The following is a 17,735-nucleotide window of genomic DNA, read 5'->3' as shown; positions in this document are numbered from 1 at the left end:
ATGATGGTTGTGTGGTAACTTCCATTTTACACGAATCCATTCATGGGCTTTTTTTTGTTCATCTAGCTGTCGCACTTCATATTACAATTCGTCATAAATTATAAAAGCTAGTGAAACGATTAGCAACCACGTGACTCACCTTCATCCTATCAAAAAAAGCTAAAAACGCAGAGCTCACGGCTCCGCGCTTTCGGCGCATCTCGTTCAGTCCAGCTCCGCACGCGAGAATAAATCGATGATCAGCGCGTCGTTCTCGCAAGCTTCCTTAAAAGCTAGCGCGAAGCTGAACATCGCTTCTTTGTTGTCCGTGTACGCTGCGAACATATCCGCTTCGGGATCAAACCTTATGACATCAGCCAGCTCAGGCTTCTGTTCCTGCAGAAATACAGCTGCCAGTGAAGCCCAATCATAGCCGTTGCCCTCGAAGCCCTCTTCCGCCCTTGCACCGAATACCTCCCTTTTGTAGTTTCCAACGTTTAAGATTAACGATATGCTGCCGTTATTATGCGAAACCAGCTGAAAAGGGGCCAGCTTATCCTCCTCCGGAAAACCCGCTTCCGCTGCCAGATTCGCTGAAAGCAGATGCTCTGGTTGTTTGCCCGCCGCATTACGGCTCAGCCTTAGAAACATCTGGCTGTCCTGATCTTCAGGATTCAGCTTCAAAGACTGCTCGAAAGCCGCCTCCGCTGCTTCCGGCTTGCCGCCATAATAGTACGCATACCCTAGTCGGTAATGCCAGAGCGGATCGCTGGCTCCCTGATCTTCCACAGATAGAAAACAAGCTATTGCTTCCTCGTAGTTGTCTAAATTATTCCATGCCCTGCCGAGGTAAGAGACAAGCGAATAATCACGTTCCGCTTCCGGAATATCTGAAATAGTATTAATAATGTTCTGGTGCTTATCCTTTTTATGCCATAGGTCAAGCTGCTTCTTAAGCTCCTTCTCCAATTCATTGCCCTCATTTCTATCATTATTTTCCATAACTCCATTTAACTTTAAACGCAACTCCGCCCAATTAAAACAGCCATTTGCACCAATTCAGGCATATGCAAGAAGAAACGCCTGACGGTAACGCCGGATGCCCGAGCTAGTCAATCCGTTCACCATTAGGCTCAATCGGGAAATAGACACTATAGCACTCATCCTTTATTTCGTACAACGGAATGAAGCGCAGTCCCCGCTCCTGGCCTTTCGTACGATAATAACCCGGATTCCACCAGCTGTGATTGCGTTCCCGATCCGGCACCAGCAGTTTACTCGCCTGCTCAGGCTGACCGATTAGCCGCCTCTCCTCATCCACTAATCCAGCAAGAACGATTGGTCCGTCCATAAAAGCGTACATGCCCGCATCGCCTGGCAGCGCTACAGCTATGAGCTTTTTCTTCATCTCAACACGCACGCTATCGCCATCCGACCACTCACGCTCAAGCTCGGCATACGCGGACGGAAGCCAATCGCCTTCCAACCGCTCGCCATTTATAGCAATGATCGCACTGCCATCCATCCACCATGGCAAACGCAGCTTCAAATGGAATGACTTGCTGGATGCCAGCGAAAGCTTGATTTCGTAAATAAAGCAATCCGGCCGCCGAGGCGGAATTGGCGGTATGTCCACCTTTGTAATGGCCGTCATTCCAGCCACGTTCCAGCCATCGAGCGGGTAAAGCCCGTTTTGGCCATCTTGATGCATGGTGATTGCGACAGGGACATCATCAATCCTTGCATGGAGTGTCGAAGGCATCCACTGCATAATGGCGATACCATCCCCATCACGCAAATAGATTTGTTCTTGATACGCGGCATTTGCCTGTAGCAGTGTACCGTGACAGCACCAGAAATGCTGCGTCGGGGAGCCCCATTTTTTTTTGCTCCCTGCTCCGATGCCAAGAAAATACGATATCATGCCCGTTTCGCTATGCTGATGAGCAAGGACGCCGTTCAGAAATCTTCTTTCCCAATAATCAGCGTACGCTGGATCACCGGTCCAGCGAAGCAGAACATGCGCGAGACGCATCATATTGTAATTTACGCAATGTTCTTGGCCTACGCCCATTCTTGCCATCTCGCCTCTCGGCATCCAAAGCTCCGCATCGTCTCCCGCTCCTGTTGCAAGGTACCCGCGGTCGTCAACCGCAATTTTCCAGAAGGCTTCAACGATTTGACGGTACCGGGACTCGCCTGTTACCTCCCAAGCCTTTGCAGCACCTAATATTTCAGGAATTTGCGTATTCGCATGTTTATTGGTCACGACATCCTCGCCAGACAGAAGCGCATTGAAAAACCGCCGCCGATCATACCGCTCAATTAACTCACGGTGCTTCTGATCCTTGGTTAACGCATAAAGATCAGCCCAGGTCTCAAGCATCCCACCCGTCTCCTGGTCTAGCAAATCATCCATTTGCGTCGTGGAAAATGTACCTGTCCAGCGATGAAACCACTCTGCCATATCAATCATCATTTTCAATGCTTGCCCATTCCCGGTGAGGACATGCATCTCGCTTAGGCCCATTAACAGCTTATGGACTGTATAGTGGGGTGCCCATACCCATTTGCCATTCATGATCCGATGCATATAGGTTTCTGGGAAAGCTGCTAAAAATCCCGTGCCTACTGCTTCTTGGCATCTTGCAAGCTCAGCGACAATATAATCAGCCTTTGCCTTAACCATGCTGTCACCGGTTTGCTTAAAAATTCGGGCTGCGGCTGATAGCCAGTGACCCATGATATGCCCACGCAGCTCGCAGGTTGGCGATTCCCAGCCCCAATGCCAGCTATCCGGTCCCTCTAAGCTCGTTGTGGTCGCGCTAGTCGTTCCCCCGTTTCCGCTATAGCTCCATAAGCCAGCCTCTAGATAAAAGCTGCGCAGCAGGTTTTCGTTAGTTAAGCTCATCACATAGTTTTTGTTCAACTGAAACCGAGCTTGCAGCGGGCTGGAAGATAATCGGCTGCTTCCGGCTTCAAATTCATGAAATGCAAACCTATCCATCCTCATAACCTCCCTTTTTTTGTTTAATGAGGTTATCATATAATGAATAGATACAAGGTAAAATACACGAATCCACAGAAAACATATCTTTTTTTTATGCAGTGGCTGCATCATAACCCAACTGGAATTGGCGGTGTTGAATGCTATGGATTATAATGTCTACTTGTGCGCAGACCGACTCCCTCTCGTCAGAGACATCGGAATGAATAGAACCGATACCGTCTATACACACCCTAACCGAATCGCGGATTTCGATGTTTTTCTATTTGTCTTGCAGGGCTGCATGCAGGTTATCGAGGAGGGAAAGGAATATAAGGTACGCGCGAATGAACATCTATTTCTCAAATCAGGAAAGCAGCATTGGGGACTTCCTGCCACTTCGCCGGGGACCACATGGCTTTGGATTCACTTTCATATCCCGTTTGATCGTAACTGCGACTACCGTGTGCATATGCCGCTCCCCGAAATTGACTATTACCAGCTGGATCATTACAAATACTTGATCCCGATGCCCAAATACGGCGCTTCCACCTTTCATTCCGCAATGGAGCATCGATTGAAAGCGTTAGCCGCCGCTTACGCGATACCAGAGGAACACGGCATGACTCATATTAGCATCCGGGTATTTCAGTTATTTCTGGACCTGCAGAAGGAGTTCGCGCTGCAAAGTAATGGGAAGGAAAGAAAATCGGGTAGCACTGAAACGATTTCCAAGCGTGTCATGGCTTATTTGATGGAGCATTGCGAGCAGGATTTTGATTCTATGTGCCTTGCCGGCCATATGAATCTTAACTATAGCTATCTATCCTCTGCGTTTAAAGCACAGACAGGCCGAACGATTGTAGATGCGCATGCCAGGCTCCGTATAGGCAAGGCCATAGATTGGATGCTCAACAGCTCTCACAATGTTTCCGAGATCAGTGAACAGCTGGGCTACAGCAATCCCTACTATTTCAGTCGCGTGTTTAAAAAGGTCGTAGGTGAATCGCCTTCTGCTTATATGCGCAGTCTTTATAGAACATAATGCTTGCATTCCGTGTACAGCAGTAATAAATGCCCGCGCGGCCCAATGCTATATGCATCGCCACACGGGCATTTCATTCAAAGGATTCGAATTATAATTCTTTCTTCAGCTTGCGAATTGCTTCAACGAAATAATAATCGCCATAGATCAATGCTCCGTTCTGAACGGATGCCCTTTGGAAATCACCGTCAAAATAAGCAGAGGTCCCATTCGTTAGAATACATGCATCCGAATCATCCCACACCGCGCATTTCTCATCCAGCGCCTTCAGCATAAGGAGCGCCGATTGCATATACAGCTCTTTTTCCACACCCGGCACAGCCTTGGCCATTTCAATCAATCCGCAGGCCATGATCGCACCTGCACTGCTGTCAAGCTTCGCAGGCGATGCGGGCTGCCTATAATCACAAGGAGGCACATAGCCGCTTAAAGCCAGCGATGACAAGGCATAATGGGCGATTCGCTTGGCGGCATGCAAATATTCCGGTTTCTTCGTCCAATGGTAAGCCTGCGCGAAGCCATAGATCGCCCAGCTTTGGCCTCTCGACCAAGCGGATCCGCTCTCATAACCCTGTCCTCTCGGCGTATCCAGCACTTCGCCGTTATTCTCGTCGAATATGACGATATGATTAACCGATCCGTCTTCACGGACGAAATCCTTTAATGTTTTGTCAGCATGCATGATGCCGATGTGCTTGAATCTTGCATCGCTGCTCTGCTCGCTTGCCCAGAAGAGCAGCGGAATATTCATCATGCAGTCAATAATCGCCCAGCCTCCATTGTCTCCGTTCCATGCGCGAATATAACCTCCGGCAATATTCGCTCTGGCAGACAGTACGTTTGCTGCAAGCATCGCACGCTTTCTTGCTTTCTCATCCCCAGTCAGCTCATTATTCATGACACTCGACAATAACCACATAAATCCAACGTCATGATGCAGTTCGTCATAGCCGTGAAGCACTTCATCCATCTTTTCTTCGATGCTTTGCGCGTACTGCTTATATGCATCGTCTTTGGTCTCCGCGTACATATGCCATAGTATTCCTGTCCAAAACGTGTTCGTCCACCACGATGCATCATCCTGCCAATCGTCATAATGCCCTTCACGGGTCGTGTAAGGCATGCCATCCTTGATTTGCTTAGAGGTTTTGGCTAGCTTAGCTTCGATTTTCTCCCAAGTATGCTGAATAAAGCTCTGATTCTCCTGCAAAATGTTCTCCATCCGTTCTCCCCCGTCACCTTAAGTAATGAAAACGATCATTGACATGTTCACAAGATTAGTATAATTTGAACGCAGGGCAGTCGATATGGCGTTTCTTGCGATAAACATTGCATAATTTGTTTTTTGATTCTAAGTTTTGCGAAAAATTTTCATCATCGAGAACAGGAGACTTTGCGATGAACGAAATTTCAACTCACGTCAACCTTCATCACGGCTCCTTCACTTATTTGCATTCGCTCACCCGTTCTCCTCATGACGATCAGCATTCTACTTATATGCAAAACGCATACGAAATCTATTACTTAATATCGGGCAACGTCGTTTATCAGGTAGAAGATCAAAGCTACCCGCTAAATCCCGGTGACTTGCTCATTATTAACAATATGGAAATGCATAGGCCTTATTTCACCTCTGACTCCAGCTACGAGCGGATTATTATCTTTTTCAAACCTGATTTCTGCAGTCACTATATTCAAGAGGGGTACTCCCTTCTCCAATATTTCGATCGCAAAAGACCAGGAAGCTTTAATCGCTTGCCTGGTCCTTTAGTCGAGCAAGCCCAATTAGCTGCCCATTTCATGGAAATCGAGGAGCTTCATCACGGCCAATTGCCCGAAAGCTGCCTGCTCATTGAATTAAGCTTCATACGCCTGCTAGTCAAGATCAATCAGATGATTGCTTCCCATATCGATAGTTTCGAGCTTGAGGGCAACGTCAATGCCAAGATCGAACAGATTATTGCCTATATCCATGACAATCTGTACGGCTCGCTAACGCTCCAGCATATTGAGCATACTTTTTTTGTCAATCGGTATTACTTCTCACACCAATTCAAAAAAATAACCGGCTGCAGCTTCAAGCAATATATTATCCAGAAGCGTATCACAAAGGCCATTGAGCTGCTGAAGCTTTCCGTTCCGCCAACCGAAGTGTGCAGCATGACCGGCTTTCAAGACTATTCCAACTTCTACCGCACCTTCAAACGCATAACCGGCGTCTCCCCTGCGAAATATGGTCAATAATCCGCAGTAAAGGGCTAATGCTTAACCGAAACTTGATTATGATTAGGTTTGCGTCTCAAATAAGCATTCAGCTTTTCCGAGAACAGGAGCATAGCCCCCGCAGATAAGACGAGCACGACCGGGAACACGCCGATGGTTGATGAGGCTGCAAGAAAGCCGAGAAAAGGCGGCATAATCGTGCTTCCCGTATAGGCAACCGCCATTTGGTAGCCCATGATGGTCTGAGCGTGGTTTTTCCCAAAGCGTACCGGCGTTTCATGGAGCATGCACGGATAGATCGGCGCGAGTCCAAACCCTACCAGCATAAAACCTGCCAGCGTAAATACAGGCGGGAGCGGCAGCAGCATGAGCACAGCACCGGCTAGTGCTGTTATTTGACCCGTGCGAATAAGTATCCGGTTGTTTACCTTGAACGTAATAAACCCGCTTATGAATCTTCCGATCGTAATGCCTGCATAAAACAAGGATACCCATTGCGCGGCAGTAGCTGCTGGCAATTCCTTTACGTTCACGAGAAAGCTGCTGCCCCATAGCCCCATCGTTGCTTCCACGCCGCAATAGAACAAGAAGGATGCGAGCGCCAATTTAACGCCTTTGATACGAAGAGGATTTATAGCATGCTTACGGGCGTCTGCGGCTTCCAATTGCAGGGCCTCTCGTTCCGCTTCCACATCCTTGTGCTGGCTGACTGCTGCCTTTTTCCATAAGGGCAACGTTACGAAAAGCAGGACCACTAGGCCGAACTGAATGGCGGCAACGGTCAAATAACCATCCCTCCAAACGTTTTGACCCGTCATAAACGAAGACATGACGATTGGGCCGAGCGTTGCTCCTACGCCCCAAAAGCAATGCAGCCAGCTCATATGATGCGCTTTGTAGTGCTCAGCGACATAATGATTTAAACCAGCATCAACCGAGCCTCCCCCGAGTCCAAGCGGAATGGCGCATAGGACTAACCATATCAATGAAGGCGACAAGGCGAAGCCAAGCAGCGCGACGGCAGTCATGATGCAGCTGACCAATGTAACTTTACCTGTCCCGAACCGCTTCAGTACGGCGCCGCTTGCCAAGCTGGATACAATCGTGCCGGCAGCTATCGTCATATAAAGCAAGCCTGCGGTTTCAAGCGGTGCGTCAAAATCCTTTTGCATGACAGGCCATGCCGTTCCGAGCAAGGAATCAGGCAAGCCTAAGCTGATAAAAGCCAAATAAATGATGATCAAAAAAAATGTAGCCATGTTGTATGCTCCTACCCCAGCTTCTCTTTACATTTTCTCTCCTGCGAGCATGAGATCAAGCCCCAACCTCTGCAATCCAAACAAATAATCTTGCTTCCAATCACTTATCACAAGCTTAGGGAGATGCTCTTGCGGCGCATAAACAGCACTCCTCAAGGCAATCTGAGCGAGAGCGGAATCGTTCATTTCATGCTTGCAAAAAATAATCGCATGCGGGTTAATGATGGCCGTGAAGGTAGCCACTAGCCGGCTAATGGCATCCCACCTGTCAAGCTTGGCGGCGTCTGGACGCCTGCTCTCCTCGCCAACGTTCAATGCCTCCCCAAAATTCATATCATCATATTGCGGTACATACGTAACCTCTCCGGAGAAAAAAGTGCTGCCTCTCAGCACCTGCCCGTTAATAATGATGCCCGCTCCAGGTCCATTTTGTCCGAAATACAAGTATATGAACGACATTTGGCCTTTATCCGCTTGATGAACGTTGTAGCCGAGAACGGCTGCGTTCATATCATTTTCTACCACAACCGGAATGGAGAAGCGAGTCTCCAAATATCCTTTCAAATCGAAATCATGAAAGTGCCCATAGCCCGGAATATGAATAATCCTTCCGCTGTTCACCGAGCCCGGCACGCCGATCGCAATGGATTTGACCTTCGGATGTTTCGCAAGGATCGCTTCGATATTGCTCGCAAGGCTTTGTACATCATCCGCGATGGCAGCCGAGGAGCTGCCCGTCTCCTTCACTTCACCCAAGCAATTAAATAGCCAATAATTCATTTCTGTTTTCTCCAAAAAAACAGCAAGACCAAGCATATGCTCCGGATTATACGCATAGCGATTCGCTCTTCGCCCGCCGCTAGAATGATCAAGTCCTACGATAAGCAGCTCGCCCTCTTTGTCCATCTCGCTTAAAAACTTGGATACAGTAGGAAAGCTAATGCCTAATCTATTGCTGAGCTCGACTTTCGTTGCGCTGCCAAGCGTAAGCAGCGCTTCACGGATATTGTGCAGAATGACTTTCTTCATCTCTTTCGCCGATGAAATCCGATCGCTCAAATCAATCACATCCTCCCTGCAAACCACTTATTAAACACGTTTAATAAGTCTAGATGATAATAGCAGATTGCTCAGCAAATGAAAAGACATTTTAACTGCTGCACAATCTGCTGCTAGGTGCACATTATCCGTATTCGTTTAATGCCTGCTTGCTAAGCTTCAGTTTGACGCCATTTTCAGCTTCGTAAATAAATCATGAAATACAGCATCGCGGTCGATATAGCTTGCGCAGCGAATCAAATGCCTAGTAGAATCGACACTCCAACGACAGTCCGCGGAAATTCTAGGACTTGGGATTAGCCTCGAAGGAACCGTATTCGACTGATTAAGCCAAGCGATAACCGAGATATCCCAAATCACTCTGGAATATGCAAAGTGATCATCCTTGCAGTTTTTATATGTCTCATACAGATAGGCGCCGATAGCGCCAGAAGGCAGAACATAGTCCCGAACCTCCGAAAGGGTTGTTCTAAGATTGGATGCAACGCCCATGCAAGGAATCAGCATGAGCGGAACGCCGCTGTCAAATATCACCCTGGACGCATGCAGGTCCTGCTCTAGATTAAATTCACGAGTATCTTGCCAATCGATCGCATGGCCGCCTAGCCAGACCACTACGATCCGCTCGATGATCCGCGGCTCAATGAGAATTGCACTGGCTATATTCGTGATCGCTCCGATTCCAACAACATACAATGGATCTGCTGGATCGCATGCCATTGCACGCTCAACCAGATTATAAGCTGCCGCGCTGTTTACCGGAGTATGCGGCGCTGCCAAATAGCTCTCCGATCCCCGGTAAACAGGTACGTCTTCCCGATCCATCAGCTTTAGAATTCGAATAATTTCCTCATAGCTTTTCTCCATTCCATCCTTCGGTCCCGTTGACAGATCATTATGGAAAGGAGCGGCATAAAGCGCCTGAAGCTCGATTCTCTCCGGCGAGAGGAGTGCATAGATGACCGCGAATTGATCGTCAATCTCATTAAACGTATCCGTATCGAGCACCATTTTAATTGGGCCTGCCGGTGATTCCAGCTTGCGGACCCGCTCTCCGTCTGTCATTGCTGGATAATTGATTTCCATAATTAATTCCTCCGTCTATATAATGAATTGGTTTTTCTGGCATGCTATAATACATTCATTCTATAAGTATCCCATTACTTTCTGTAGCATTAATCGGTTATCCTATATCACGAATTGGCTATATTGAGAGGAGCAGTCTGCATGTCCGCTTCTTTGGACTTTTTCTATCAGGAATCGCGAGCCAAGCATGAGTATATTGCGCTGCATAACCATCAGAGCTATGAGCTTGTCTATTATGTGAGCGGACAGGGAACGACCAGAATTGGCCATTCGGATTATGCCTTCAAAGCAGGCGATTACGCTATAATTGCGCCGCGCACGCTGCATGATGAACGACACGAAGTACTAGCGAAGGTTCTCTTCGCAGGATTCAGCAGCCGGCTATATCCGTCGTTAACCGAAGGAATCTATCAGGATACGCCTGCGAGGCTTGTTTTCACGCAGATGCATGCCATGGCATGCGAGCTTCGCGACAAGCAGCCCTATTACAAGCAGATGCTGGATTCTCGCATTTCGCATCTCTATTTAGAGCTGTTGCGAGCCCAGCCCGCGCAGGAAATAGACAGCCGCATAAACATTATTCAATTCGCCAAAACCTATATCGACGAGTACTATATGCACAAAATCGACTTTCAAGCTTTAGCAGATCAATCCGGCTATAGCTATGACCGCTTTCGTCATTTGTTCAAACTCAAGGTAGGCAGCTCTCCGAGCCAGTATATTTTGCAGCGAAGACTCGAGCAGGCCAAATCGATGCTCCAGCACACACGGTTGCAAATATCTGCCATCGCGATGGAATGCGGTTTTTCAACGGACGCGCAGTTCTGCAGCTTATTCAAGCGGGAAACCCGAATGACTCCCAAGAGCTATAGAGAGCAGATCACAGCTGATGGTCTATAGAATATGTTTTTCCTATTCATTTACTTTCGAAATGACAAAAAACTGATACCGAGCTTACCTAGTATCAGTTTTTCGAATGCTATGAGAAAGCTGACCGAATGAGTCAGCCTTTGACTGAGCCAATCATGACACCTTTCTCGAAATACTTCTGCAAGAAAGGGTAAAGCATCAATATTGGCAAGGTCGATACGATAATAACGCCGTATTTGATCTGGTCCGCGTATTTCTGCGCATAGCCGCCCGCGTTCCCGCCCGACCCGGCACCATTCTGGAACACCTGGTTGGACAGAAGAATATCTCTTAAAATGATTTGCAGCGGTTGAAGATTATTGTCCCGGATATAGATCAAGCCGGTGAAGAAATCATTCCAATGGCCAACCAGATAGTAAAGCCCGACGACGGAAATCAATGCTTTGGACAAAGGCAGCGCGATTTTGATGAAAAATCCGAAATGCGAGCAGCCGTCGATTGCCGCCGCCTCATACAATTCAGAAGGCAAAGATGACTCAAAAAACGTTCTTGCAATAATGAGATAAAACACGTTGACGCAAAACGGTAAAATAAACATCCAAATCGTATTGGTCATATGCAAGTCCTTCATCAACAGATAGGTTGGGATTAAGCCACCGTTGAAAAACATCGTAATAACAAATACGAGCATGATGATCCGTCTTGCCCGGAATTCGCGTCTGGAGAGCACGTACGCTGCAGGAAGGGTAACGAGTAAATTTACGAGCGTTCCTGCGAACGTGTAGAATACCGTATTGCGGTAACCATTCCAGATACGGTTATCCTGGAATATCTGATCGTAGCCGAAAAAACTAATGTTCCGGGGCAGAAACAATACCTTCCCGGTTGAAACAAGCGTCGAATCACTGATCGAAGCGATAATGATGAAATAGAGCGGATATACGATCGCCAGAAAAATGATGGCGCATATGACAAACAAAACAAGCCGGAAGCCCCATTCACTACTGCTAACACGGTTTCGCAACATACCTACCACTCCTCCTTGCAGCCTGCTTAGAATAAGCTCGTATTGGAAGCTTTTTTGGCGATCGCATTCATCGCAAATAAGAAAATAAAATTAATCAGCGTGTTAAACAAACCGATTGCCGAAGCATAGCTAAACTGGTTGGACACAATCCCTATTTTGTACACGTACGTGGCGATAACCTCTGAAACGGGCAGGTTTAATGAATTTTGCATCAAAAATATTTTTTCAAAGCCCGTGCTGAGTATATTCCCCATGCTGAGAATGAACAGAATGACGATTGTCGGAATCAAGGCTGGAAAATCAATATAACGGATCGTCTGCCATCTGCTGGCGCCATCCATTTTGGCAGAATCATAAAGCTGCGGGTCTACTGTAGATAGGGCCGCTAAGTAAATAATGCTGTTCCAGCCGCAGTGCTGCCAAATATCAGATACGATATTGACAGGGATGAAGGTCGAGGTTGAGGCTAATAAATTGATATCCCCAAAACCGATAGATTTCATGAAATATCCTACAATGCCCGTTTCCGGCGAGAGCAGGACATTCATCATACCCACCAGTACGATAATCGAGATGAAGTGAGGCAAATAAACAGTGGTCTGCATCAAGGTTTTAAATCTTTTCCGACGGATCTGATTCAGAACGAGCGCTAATATAATGGGAGCAGGAAATCCAATAATGATTGCTGTGAAGCTGATTAGAAACGTATTGGTCATCAGATCGGCAAACAGGAAGCTGTCGATAAACTGCTTGAAATAAAATAATCCGCGCCATTCCCCGCCCGTAAGCCCCTTGCTGAAGTCGAAATCCCGGAACGCAAGCTGGATTCCGTACATGGGGATGTAGTTGAAAATGATAATGGCTGCAATAGCCGGGAAAATCATCACCCACAATTGAAAATCACGTTTGAAGGCATTGAAGATCATCCGAGTGCCCATAGGAAATACCCCCTTTACTTTAAAAAAGAAGCTATGCCTGCTTGTGGGCGGCATAGCCCCCTTTCATGCGCAGCCTATTATTTGCTCATATACTCTTCATAATATTTTTGCATGATTTCGAGATTTTGGTCTAAGCCCGCTTTCTTGCTTTGATTCACGTATTGCTCCCACTCTGCTTCGACACCGCCTTTGGTTACCCATTTGGCAAAGCTCGTGTTCGCAAGGTTCATAATATTCGTATTGCTTAGGCTCATCGTGTTATTATCTGCCGTTGTGTATTTGATGAACATGTTCGGGAATACATCCTTCTCCGTATCAACCGCCAAGGCATCATTCAGAGGCTCTGACTGAACGAGCACCTCCTGCATATCCTTTCCAAGCGTCAAATTAAGGGTATCGGGAAGGTACAACGCCCCGTTATCGGCCCACGTAGAGGTCCATTTCCATGTGCCTGGATCCATTTTGGTATCGGCTGGCGGCAGTACGCTGTAAGAGCCGTCTCCGTTATCCTTAATATTCTCTCCGATTGAACCGAATAGCACCTGCATGCTCACTTCTTCTTTGTACAGCTCATTAATAAACCGCATAGCCGCTTCTTTGTTTTTCGTTTTCGCTGACATGACGATTTGATTTACCCCGTAATTCAACGTATCGAAATCGTAGCTCCACGATACTTTGCCGGAGAAGCCAGCCGATTCCTTAAGTGGGGACATCGACGAATATTGCGGCGCCAGCTGTTCCCCGAATCGGTCAGACGCCACCCAGCCCCATGTAAAGCCAACCTTCGCGTTGTCGCCTTCACCGCGGGCAACGGACTGGAACTTCGTATAATCATGAGTAAAGACCTCTGGATTGATCAGTCCTGCTTTGTATAGTTTGCCAAGGAATACGACCATCTTTTTGTAGCGCTCATCGGTCAAGAAGTTTTTCACTTGGCCGTCTTCAACGAAATAGCCTTGCCCGCTTCCGTCCGTCAAGGTGATGCCTAAGCCTCCAAGCAGGACAGCCGGGTTAAAGAAGCCGCCGATACCGCCTGGCCAGTCCATTGGAATTTCATCATTGGCGTCTCCGTTGCCATTTGCGTCCTTCTCTTTGAAGGCTACTAAAACGTTATAGAGCTCATCCCATGTCGTTGGCATGTCCAGACCCAGATTGTCCAGCCACTTCTGATTTATAAATTGCCGAGTGGCGGATGCTGGCCAAAATCTTTGGTATTTCGGCAGACCGTATATTTTCCCGTCGGGCTGCGTCGCAATTACTTTAGTCTCCGGCTTCGTATCAAACATGCCCTGCACGTTTGGCGCACCTGCAACCAGCTCCGTCAGATCCTGAAACAGTCCTTGGAACTGCGCGAAATCGGCATCCGTAATGACATTTGGTCCAACAAAAAGATCTGGCGTATCACCGCTTGCGAGCATCGTTCCTTTTTTCTGAGCCCAATCCGCTGTTATTTCCTGCCATTCAATATCTACACCTGCAGCATCCTCCGCTTTTTGCAGCCATTCCATCTCGGCAAGCGGCTTCGTTAAAGGATGCTTGGTTATGATCGCGGTTAGCTTTACCTTCTCCCCGCCAGAATTCCCTTGATTATTGCCGGCATTCGGGGATGATTGATTATTATTGTTGCTGCAACCTGCAATAAGCAGTGAAGTACATAAGCATGCTGTCAGAACGAGGTTCAACGATTTTTTCATTCGACATCGACTCCCTTTTCTTTTCTGATATCGCTTACAATACACTTTGCAATCTTTATGGCGTGGTGCCAGCTCGCTGGCCATATTCGCTTGTTTATTGCTTGTCTTTCGCTTGTCTTTCGCTGCAGCTCCTGACAGCCCTAATGTTAGCAAGCGTTTTCATAGCGGACAATACGTAAAATCATTGGATTTGGGAGACTTTCATTAGGTACTCCATTTTGACGGCATGATCGTTGTTTTCGTTAAACAAACAGAAAAAGGCCTCCGGCAACAGCCGAAGGCCTAACGTATAGCTCATTACGGATACGTGCCTTTGAAAGTGGCGTCGATCTTCTCGTCTACGCTCTCGAATGCTTCCTTCACGCTTTTCTTGCCCAACCATACTTGGTCTAACGCCGGATTTAGAATCGCGGTAATATATTCGTTATTTTTGAGATAGAAGTCGTAAGAATTGACTCCATTCTCGATCGTCTGCCGCATGACTGCATCTTGATAGCCGCTCGGATGGCCAGGCTTCACATCCGCCCAGCGTGCGATTAATTCGGGCTTCTCATAATAATCCTTAAGCAGCGGCATCCATAGGCCGCTGGCATGCAAATCGATGGAATTCTCAGAATCCAGCTGCCATTTGTAGAACAGCCAGGCTTCCTTCGGATGTTTCGTCGTAGCGGACATGACCAGCGGCTCCCCGAATTGCACCGTTTTGCTGGACTTCAGCTTAGGCAGCACGCCAACCCCGAAGTTGACGCCTGCCGCTCCGAGATCGAGCTGTACCCATTGTCCGTCAAGGTCCATGGCAATCTTTCTGCTTTGAAGCGCAAGCGCGGGCTGCGGCAGGTTCTTCTCTTGAACGGGAGAAGGCGAAACATGATGGACATAAATAAGGTCGGCTAGCTTTTGCACAGCATCGATGACAGCCGGATCATCGAGATTCATTCGGCTTCCGTCAGGGGTAATCACGCTCGTATTGTTGGAAGGCACCATTAAATGCCACATCCAAGTATTGAATCGAACGCCAAACTGTACGATATGCGCAGCATCGAATTCCGAACTGAGCGCGTTTTGCCCATTTCGATCCAATGTCAGCTTCTTCGCTGCCTCCAGAAACTGCTCCCACGACCATGCGTTTTCTGATTTGGCCGGAGGCAGCTCTACACCCGCTTCCAGAAATAGGTCAGCATTGTAATATAGAGCGAATGCTTCCTCCGCCACTTTGACACCTGCAACCTTCCCCTCATCCCAATACATGACTGCATTCGGAATAAGGGTTTCCTCATTGATCTCCGCATCTTCATCCAAGAAGCTTTTCAGATTATAGAACTTGCCTTGCTCCGCCCACTGCAGTGCGGTATGCTTGTACATCATAAATACGTCGGGCGCATTGTTGCTCGCATACATCGTCGTCAGCTTTGTCGTATAATCGCCGGGCTCATACATGTACTGTATCGTAATCCAAGGATATCGCTCCATAAACTTCTCGATCATCCGCTCCTTGGCTTGCTTCTCGTTAGGGGAGCCCCAAGATGCGTAGGTTAACACGACTTTATCTTTGTTCCACTCAGCCGATTTGTCATGTAGATCAGCATCGGTCGAATCGGATCCGCTTTCGCTGCAGCCCGCAAGCATTAATATGGCGCATAGTAACAGCATAAAAGACAATCCGCTCCTCGTTCGGTTCATTCGTCAGCCTCTCCTCTCTGCTCACTTTATTTCCACCATGTCACGCCTGCTGGCAATTAAGCCCATGCGAATATGAACAGTCGTTCCACCGTCTTCACTGGGATGTATGTCAACGCCATACTCGCTGCCATACAGCAGCTTAATTCTTTTATCCACATTCGGCATGCCCGTCGAATTCATTTTGCCAGTCTTTAACTGATCGATAAGAGCTTTATCCATCCCGCACCCATTATCCTCAACGGTGAAATAAACCATTAAGCTATCCGACCAGCCATTAATCACAATCGCTCCATCCTGTTCTTTCTCCGCAAGACCATGGATAATCGCATTCTCAACAAACGGCTGCAGAAACAGCTTAGGCACCTCCATGTCCAGAAGCTCCGCTGCCACATCGATCTGCACATGAAACACATTCTCGAATCGGCTGGACATGATGTAAATATATTTGTTGAGCCAGTCCAAATCCGTTCGAAGCGGCCACGTTTCCTTTTTGTTTCTGGTCGAGGTCTGAAGCATATCGGCTAGATTATGAATGATCAAGCTCATCTCCTGCTGATTGTTCTCGACAGCAATCCAGTATAGCGTCGTAAGCGTGTTATACAGGAAATGAGGATTAAGCTGCAGATTCAGCGCCATAAGCTCTGCTTCCTTCTCCCGCAGCCTTGATGCATAGTTTTCCTCGATCAGCGTTTCTATCCGGCCATTCATATGATTGAAAGTACGAATCAAATGGCCGAATTCGTCACGACCATGTTCGGGTATATGGATATGAAAATTACCTCGCTCCATCAGCTTCATGGCCTTCTTCATCCGACTGATCGGTTTCGTGATGAACACGGACATTGCGTACGCCAGAATAATCGAAACGATGAGCATGATGATTAGAAATAAAGTCGAATATCTGCGCAGCGCATTCAAATCCTGCAAGGCATCCTCTACCGGAATTTCAATATAGGATATCCAGCCCGTGCTTTCCATGCGGCTAAAACTAATGACGACCGGTTTGCCGTCAATGACCTTCTGTATGCTGCCATTGTTTCTATCCGCAGCTTCCTCCAACCAGACAGGCCGATTATGTTTCGCGATCAGCGCCTCGTCCGAATGAATGACTACTGCCCCTCCATCATCTACGATTCCGTAGGATAAATGACGGTACTCGCTATGCTGGGCATAGTCAGCGAATAACCGCCCAATATAATCCGTCGTCAAATTAACCATTAGAATGGGCTCCGGTATCGTGTCCGGCAGCGAGTGAAAGATCCCCTTCTCGTCGACAAAGGTGAGCTTGAGCTGCTTTACGGCGGAAGCGAGCTTATTGAACTCGAATTTCAAGCTGGACATATCCTTTTCACCGAGCGTCTCGGCATAGCGATACGTTGGAATCCAAACGAGATTCCCTTTCCCTTCAATCGATTTGCGATACAAAGAGGATGCCATAAAACCGTCAGGCATGACGAACATTCTTGCCGTGTTCCCGAAATTATAGGATGGAGTCACGATAAACGAAGCGTATATATCCATATCGCCGCCAAAATATTTGAATAAAATTTGTGTAATCTTGCGGTCTGTCTTCAGCAGCGACGCATTGTCCGTCACGTCTGTCTCGGTAATGACACGATACAGCTCATTGTCGATGGGCAGCATTTCGCTTTTGTCCCGAATCGATTGCAGCTTCTCATCAAGCAGTTGATTATTGTTAATAACGACGTTGCCTAAGCTCTCTTTCACGTTCAAGAGCATGTTCTTGGCACTAATTTGATAATAGGCAAAGCCAAGAATGAGGATGATAAAGCTTACCAGCAGGAAATAAGAGACCAGCAGCTTGATTCGAAATTTTGCATTGGCAGCCATATCTGCCATTTTTCTCAGGATGCGCATCGGTTTGGCCT

Annotated in this window: 14 protein-coding genes; 3 read left to right on the top strand and 11 right to left on the bottom strand. The window is 47.5% G+C overall.

The features are described 5' to 3' along the window. Positions 1–204: 204 nt before the first annotated feature. The gene (locus tag FHS16_RS23830; RefSeq protein WP_183568866.1) at positions 205–981 is read right to left on the bottom strand and encodes an Imm51 family immunity protein; all 777 of its coding nucleotides are present in this window, start codon (positions 979–981) and stop codon (positions 205–207) included. Positions 982–1,087: 106 nt separating this feature from the next. Further along, positions 1,088–2,986 carry a beta-L-arabinofuranosidase domain-containing protein gene (locus tag FHS16_RS23825; protein ID WP_183568864.1) on the bottom strand — a complete coding sequence of 633 codons (1,899 nt, stop codon included), beginning with the start codon at positions 2,984–2,986 and terminating at the stop codon, positions 1,088–1,090. A gap of 202 nt (positions 2,987–3,188) precedes the next feature. Between FHS16_RS23825 and FHS16_RS23820 the strand changes: the two genes are divergently transcribed. Further along, a complete protein-coding gene (locus FHS16_RS23820; RefSeq protein WP_246431923.1) occupies positions 3,189–4,010 on the top strand; it encodes a helix-turn-helix domain-containing protein in 822 nt (273 codons plus the stop codon). A gap of 91 nt (positions 4,011–4,101) precedes the next feature. Here the strand turns inward: FHS16_RS23820 and FHS16_RS23815 are convergent, their stop codons facing one another. Further along, positions 4,102–5,232: a glycoside hydrolase family 88 protein gene (locus FHS16_RS23815; protein ID WP_183568860.1), complete on the bottom strand. Its 1,131-nt coding sequence runs from the start codon at positions 5,230–5,232 to the stop codon at positions 4,102–4,104. 176 nt (positions 5,233–5,408) lie between these two features. On the opposite strand from FHS16_RS23815, the gene FHS16_RS23810 reads away from it, so the two are divergent. Next, positions 5,409–6,254, top strand: a complete 846-nt coding sequence (locus FHS16_RS23810; protein ID WP_183568858.1) for a helix-turn-helix domain-containing protein — start codon at positions 5,409–5,411, stop codon at positions 6,252–6,254. A gap of 14 nt (positions 6,255–6,268) precedes the next feature. On the opposite strand, the gene FHS16_RS23805 is transcribed toward FHS16_RS23810, so the two are convergent. From FHS16_RS23805 to FHS16_RS23795, 3 genes are all read right to left on the bottom strand, one after another. After that, positions 6,269–7,492, bottom strand: a complete 1,224-nt coding sequence (locus tag FHS16_RS23805; protein WP_183568856.1) for an MFS transporter — start codon at positions 7,490–7,492, stop codon at positions 6,269–6,271. Positions 7,493–7,519: 27 nt separating this feature from the next. Then, a complete protein-coding gene (locus FHS16_RS23800) occupies positions 7,520–8,551 on the bottom strand; it encodes an ROK family transcriptional regulator (RefSeq protein WP_183568854.1) in 1,032 nt (343 codons plus the stop codon). A 159-nt stretch (positions 8,552–8,710) separates the two neighbouring features. Next, positions 8,711–9,637, bottom strand: coding sequence for a nucleoside hydrolase (locus FHS16_RS23795; protein WP_183568851.1), 927 nt, complete (start codon positions 9,635–9,637; stop codon positions 8,711–8,713). A gap of 141 nt (positions 9,638–9,778) precedes the next feature. Between FHS16_RS23795 and FHS16_RS23790 the strand changes: the two genes are divergently transcribed. Continuing rightward, positions 9,779–10,537, top strand: a complete 759-nt coding sequence (locus FHS16_RS23790) for a helix-turn-helix transcriptional regulator (RefSeq protein WP_183568848.1) — start codon at positions 9,779–9,781, stop codon at positions 10,535–10,537. Positions 10,538–10,640: 103 nt separating this feature from the next. Here FHS16_RS23790 and FHS16_RS23785 read toward each other — a convergent pair whose 3' ends face one another. The 5 genes from FHS16_RS23785 to FHS16_RS23765 all read right to left on the bottom strand — a co-directional run bounded on the left by FHS16_RS23785 (position 10,641) and on the right by FHS16_RS23765 (position 17,724). Beyond that, positions 10,641–11,534 (bottom strand): carbohydrate ABC transporter permease, encoded by an 894-nt coding sequence (locus FHS16_RS23785; RefSeq protein WP_183568845.1) that lies wholly within the window; start codon positions 11,532–11,534, stop codon positions 10,641–10,643. A 26-nt stretch (positions 11,535–11,560) separates the two neighbouring features. Then, positions 11,561–12,472 carry an ABC transporter permease gene (locus tag FHS16_RS23780; protein WP_183568842.1) on the bottom strand — a complete coding sequence of 304 codons (912 nt, stop codon included), beginning with the start codon at positions 12,470–12,472 and terminating at the stop codon, positions 11,561–11,563. Between the two features lie 77 nt (positions 12,473–12,549). Continuing rightward, on the bottom strand, positions 12,550–14,166 hold the full coding sequence (locus tag FHS16_RS23775; protein ID WP_183568839.1) for an ABC transporter substrate-binding protein: 1,617 nt from the start codon (positions 14,164–14,166) through the stop codon (positions 12,550–12,552). Between the two features lie 297 nt (positions 14,167–14,463). After that, the gene (locus tag FHS16_RS23770; RefSeq protein WP_246431922.1) at positions 14,464–15,846 is read right to left on the bottom strand and encodes an ABC transporter substrate-binding protein; all 1,383 of its coding nucleotides are present in this window, start codon (positions 15,844–15,846) and stop codon (positions 14,464–14,466) included. Between the two features lie 21 nt (positions 15,847–15,867). Continuing rightward, positions 15,868–17,724, bottom strand: coding sequence for a sensor histidine kinase (locus tag FHS16_RS23765; RefSeq protein ID WP_183568836.1), 1,857 nt, complete (start codon positions 17,722–17,724; stop codon positions 15,868–15,870). Positions 17,725–17,735: the final 11 nt, after the last annotated feature.

It is taken from the genome of Paenibacillus endophyticus (genome assembly GCF_014192395.1).
In the GTDB taxonomy this organism is placed as follows: Bacteria; Bacillota; Bacilli; order Paenibacillales; family Paenibacillaceae; genus Pristimantibacillus; species Pristimantibacillus endophyticus.
This window is presented reverse-complemented; position numbering and strand designations above follow the sequence as displayed.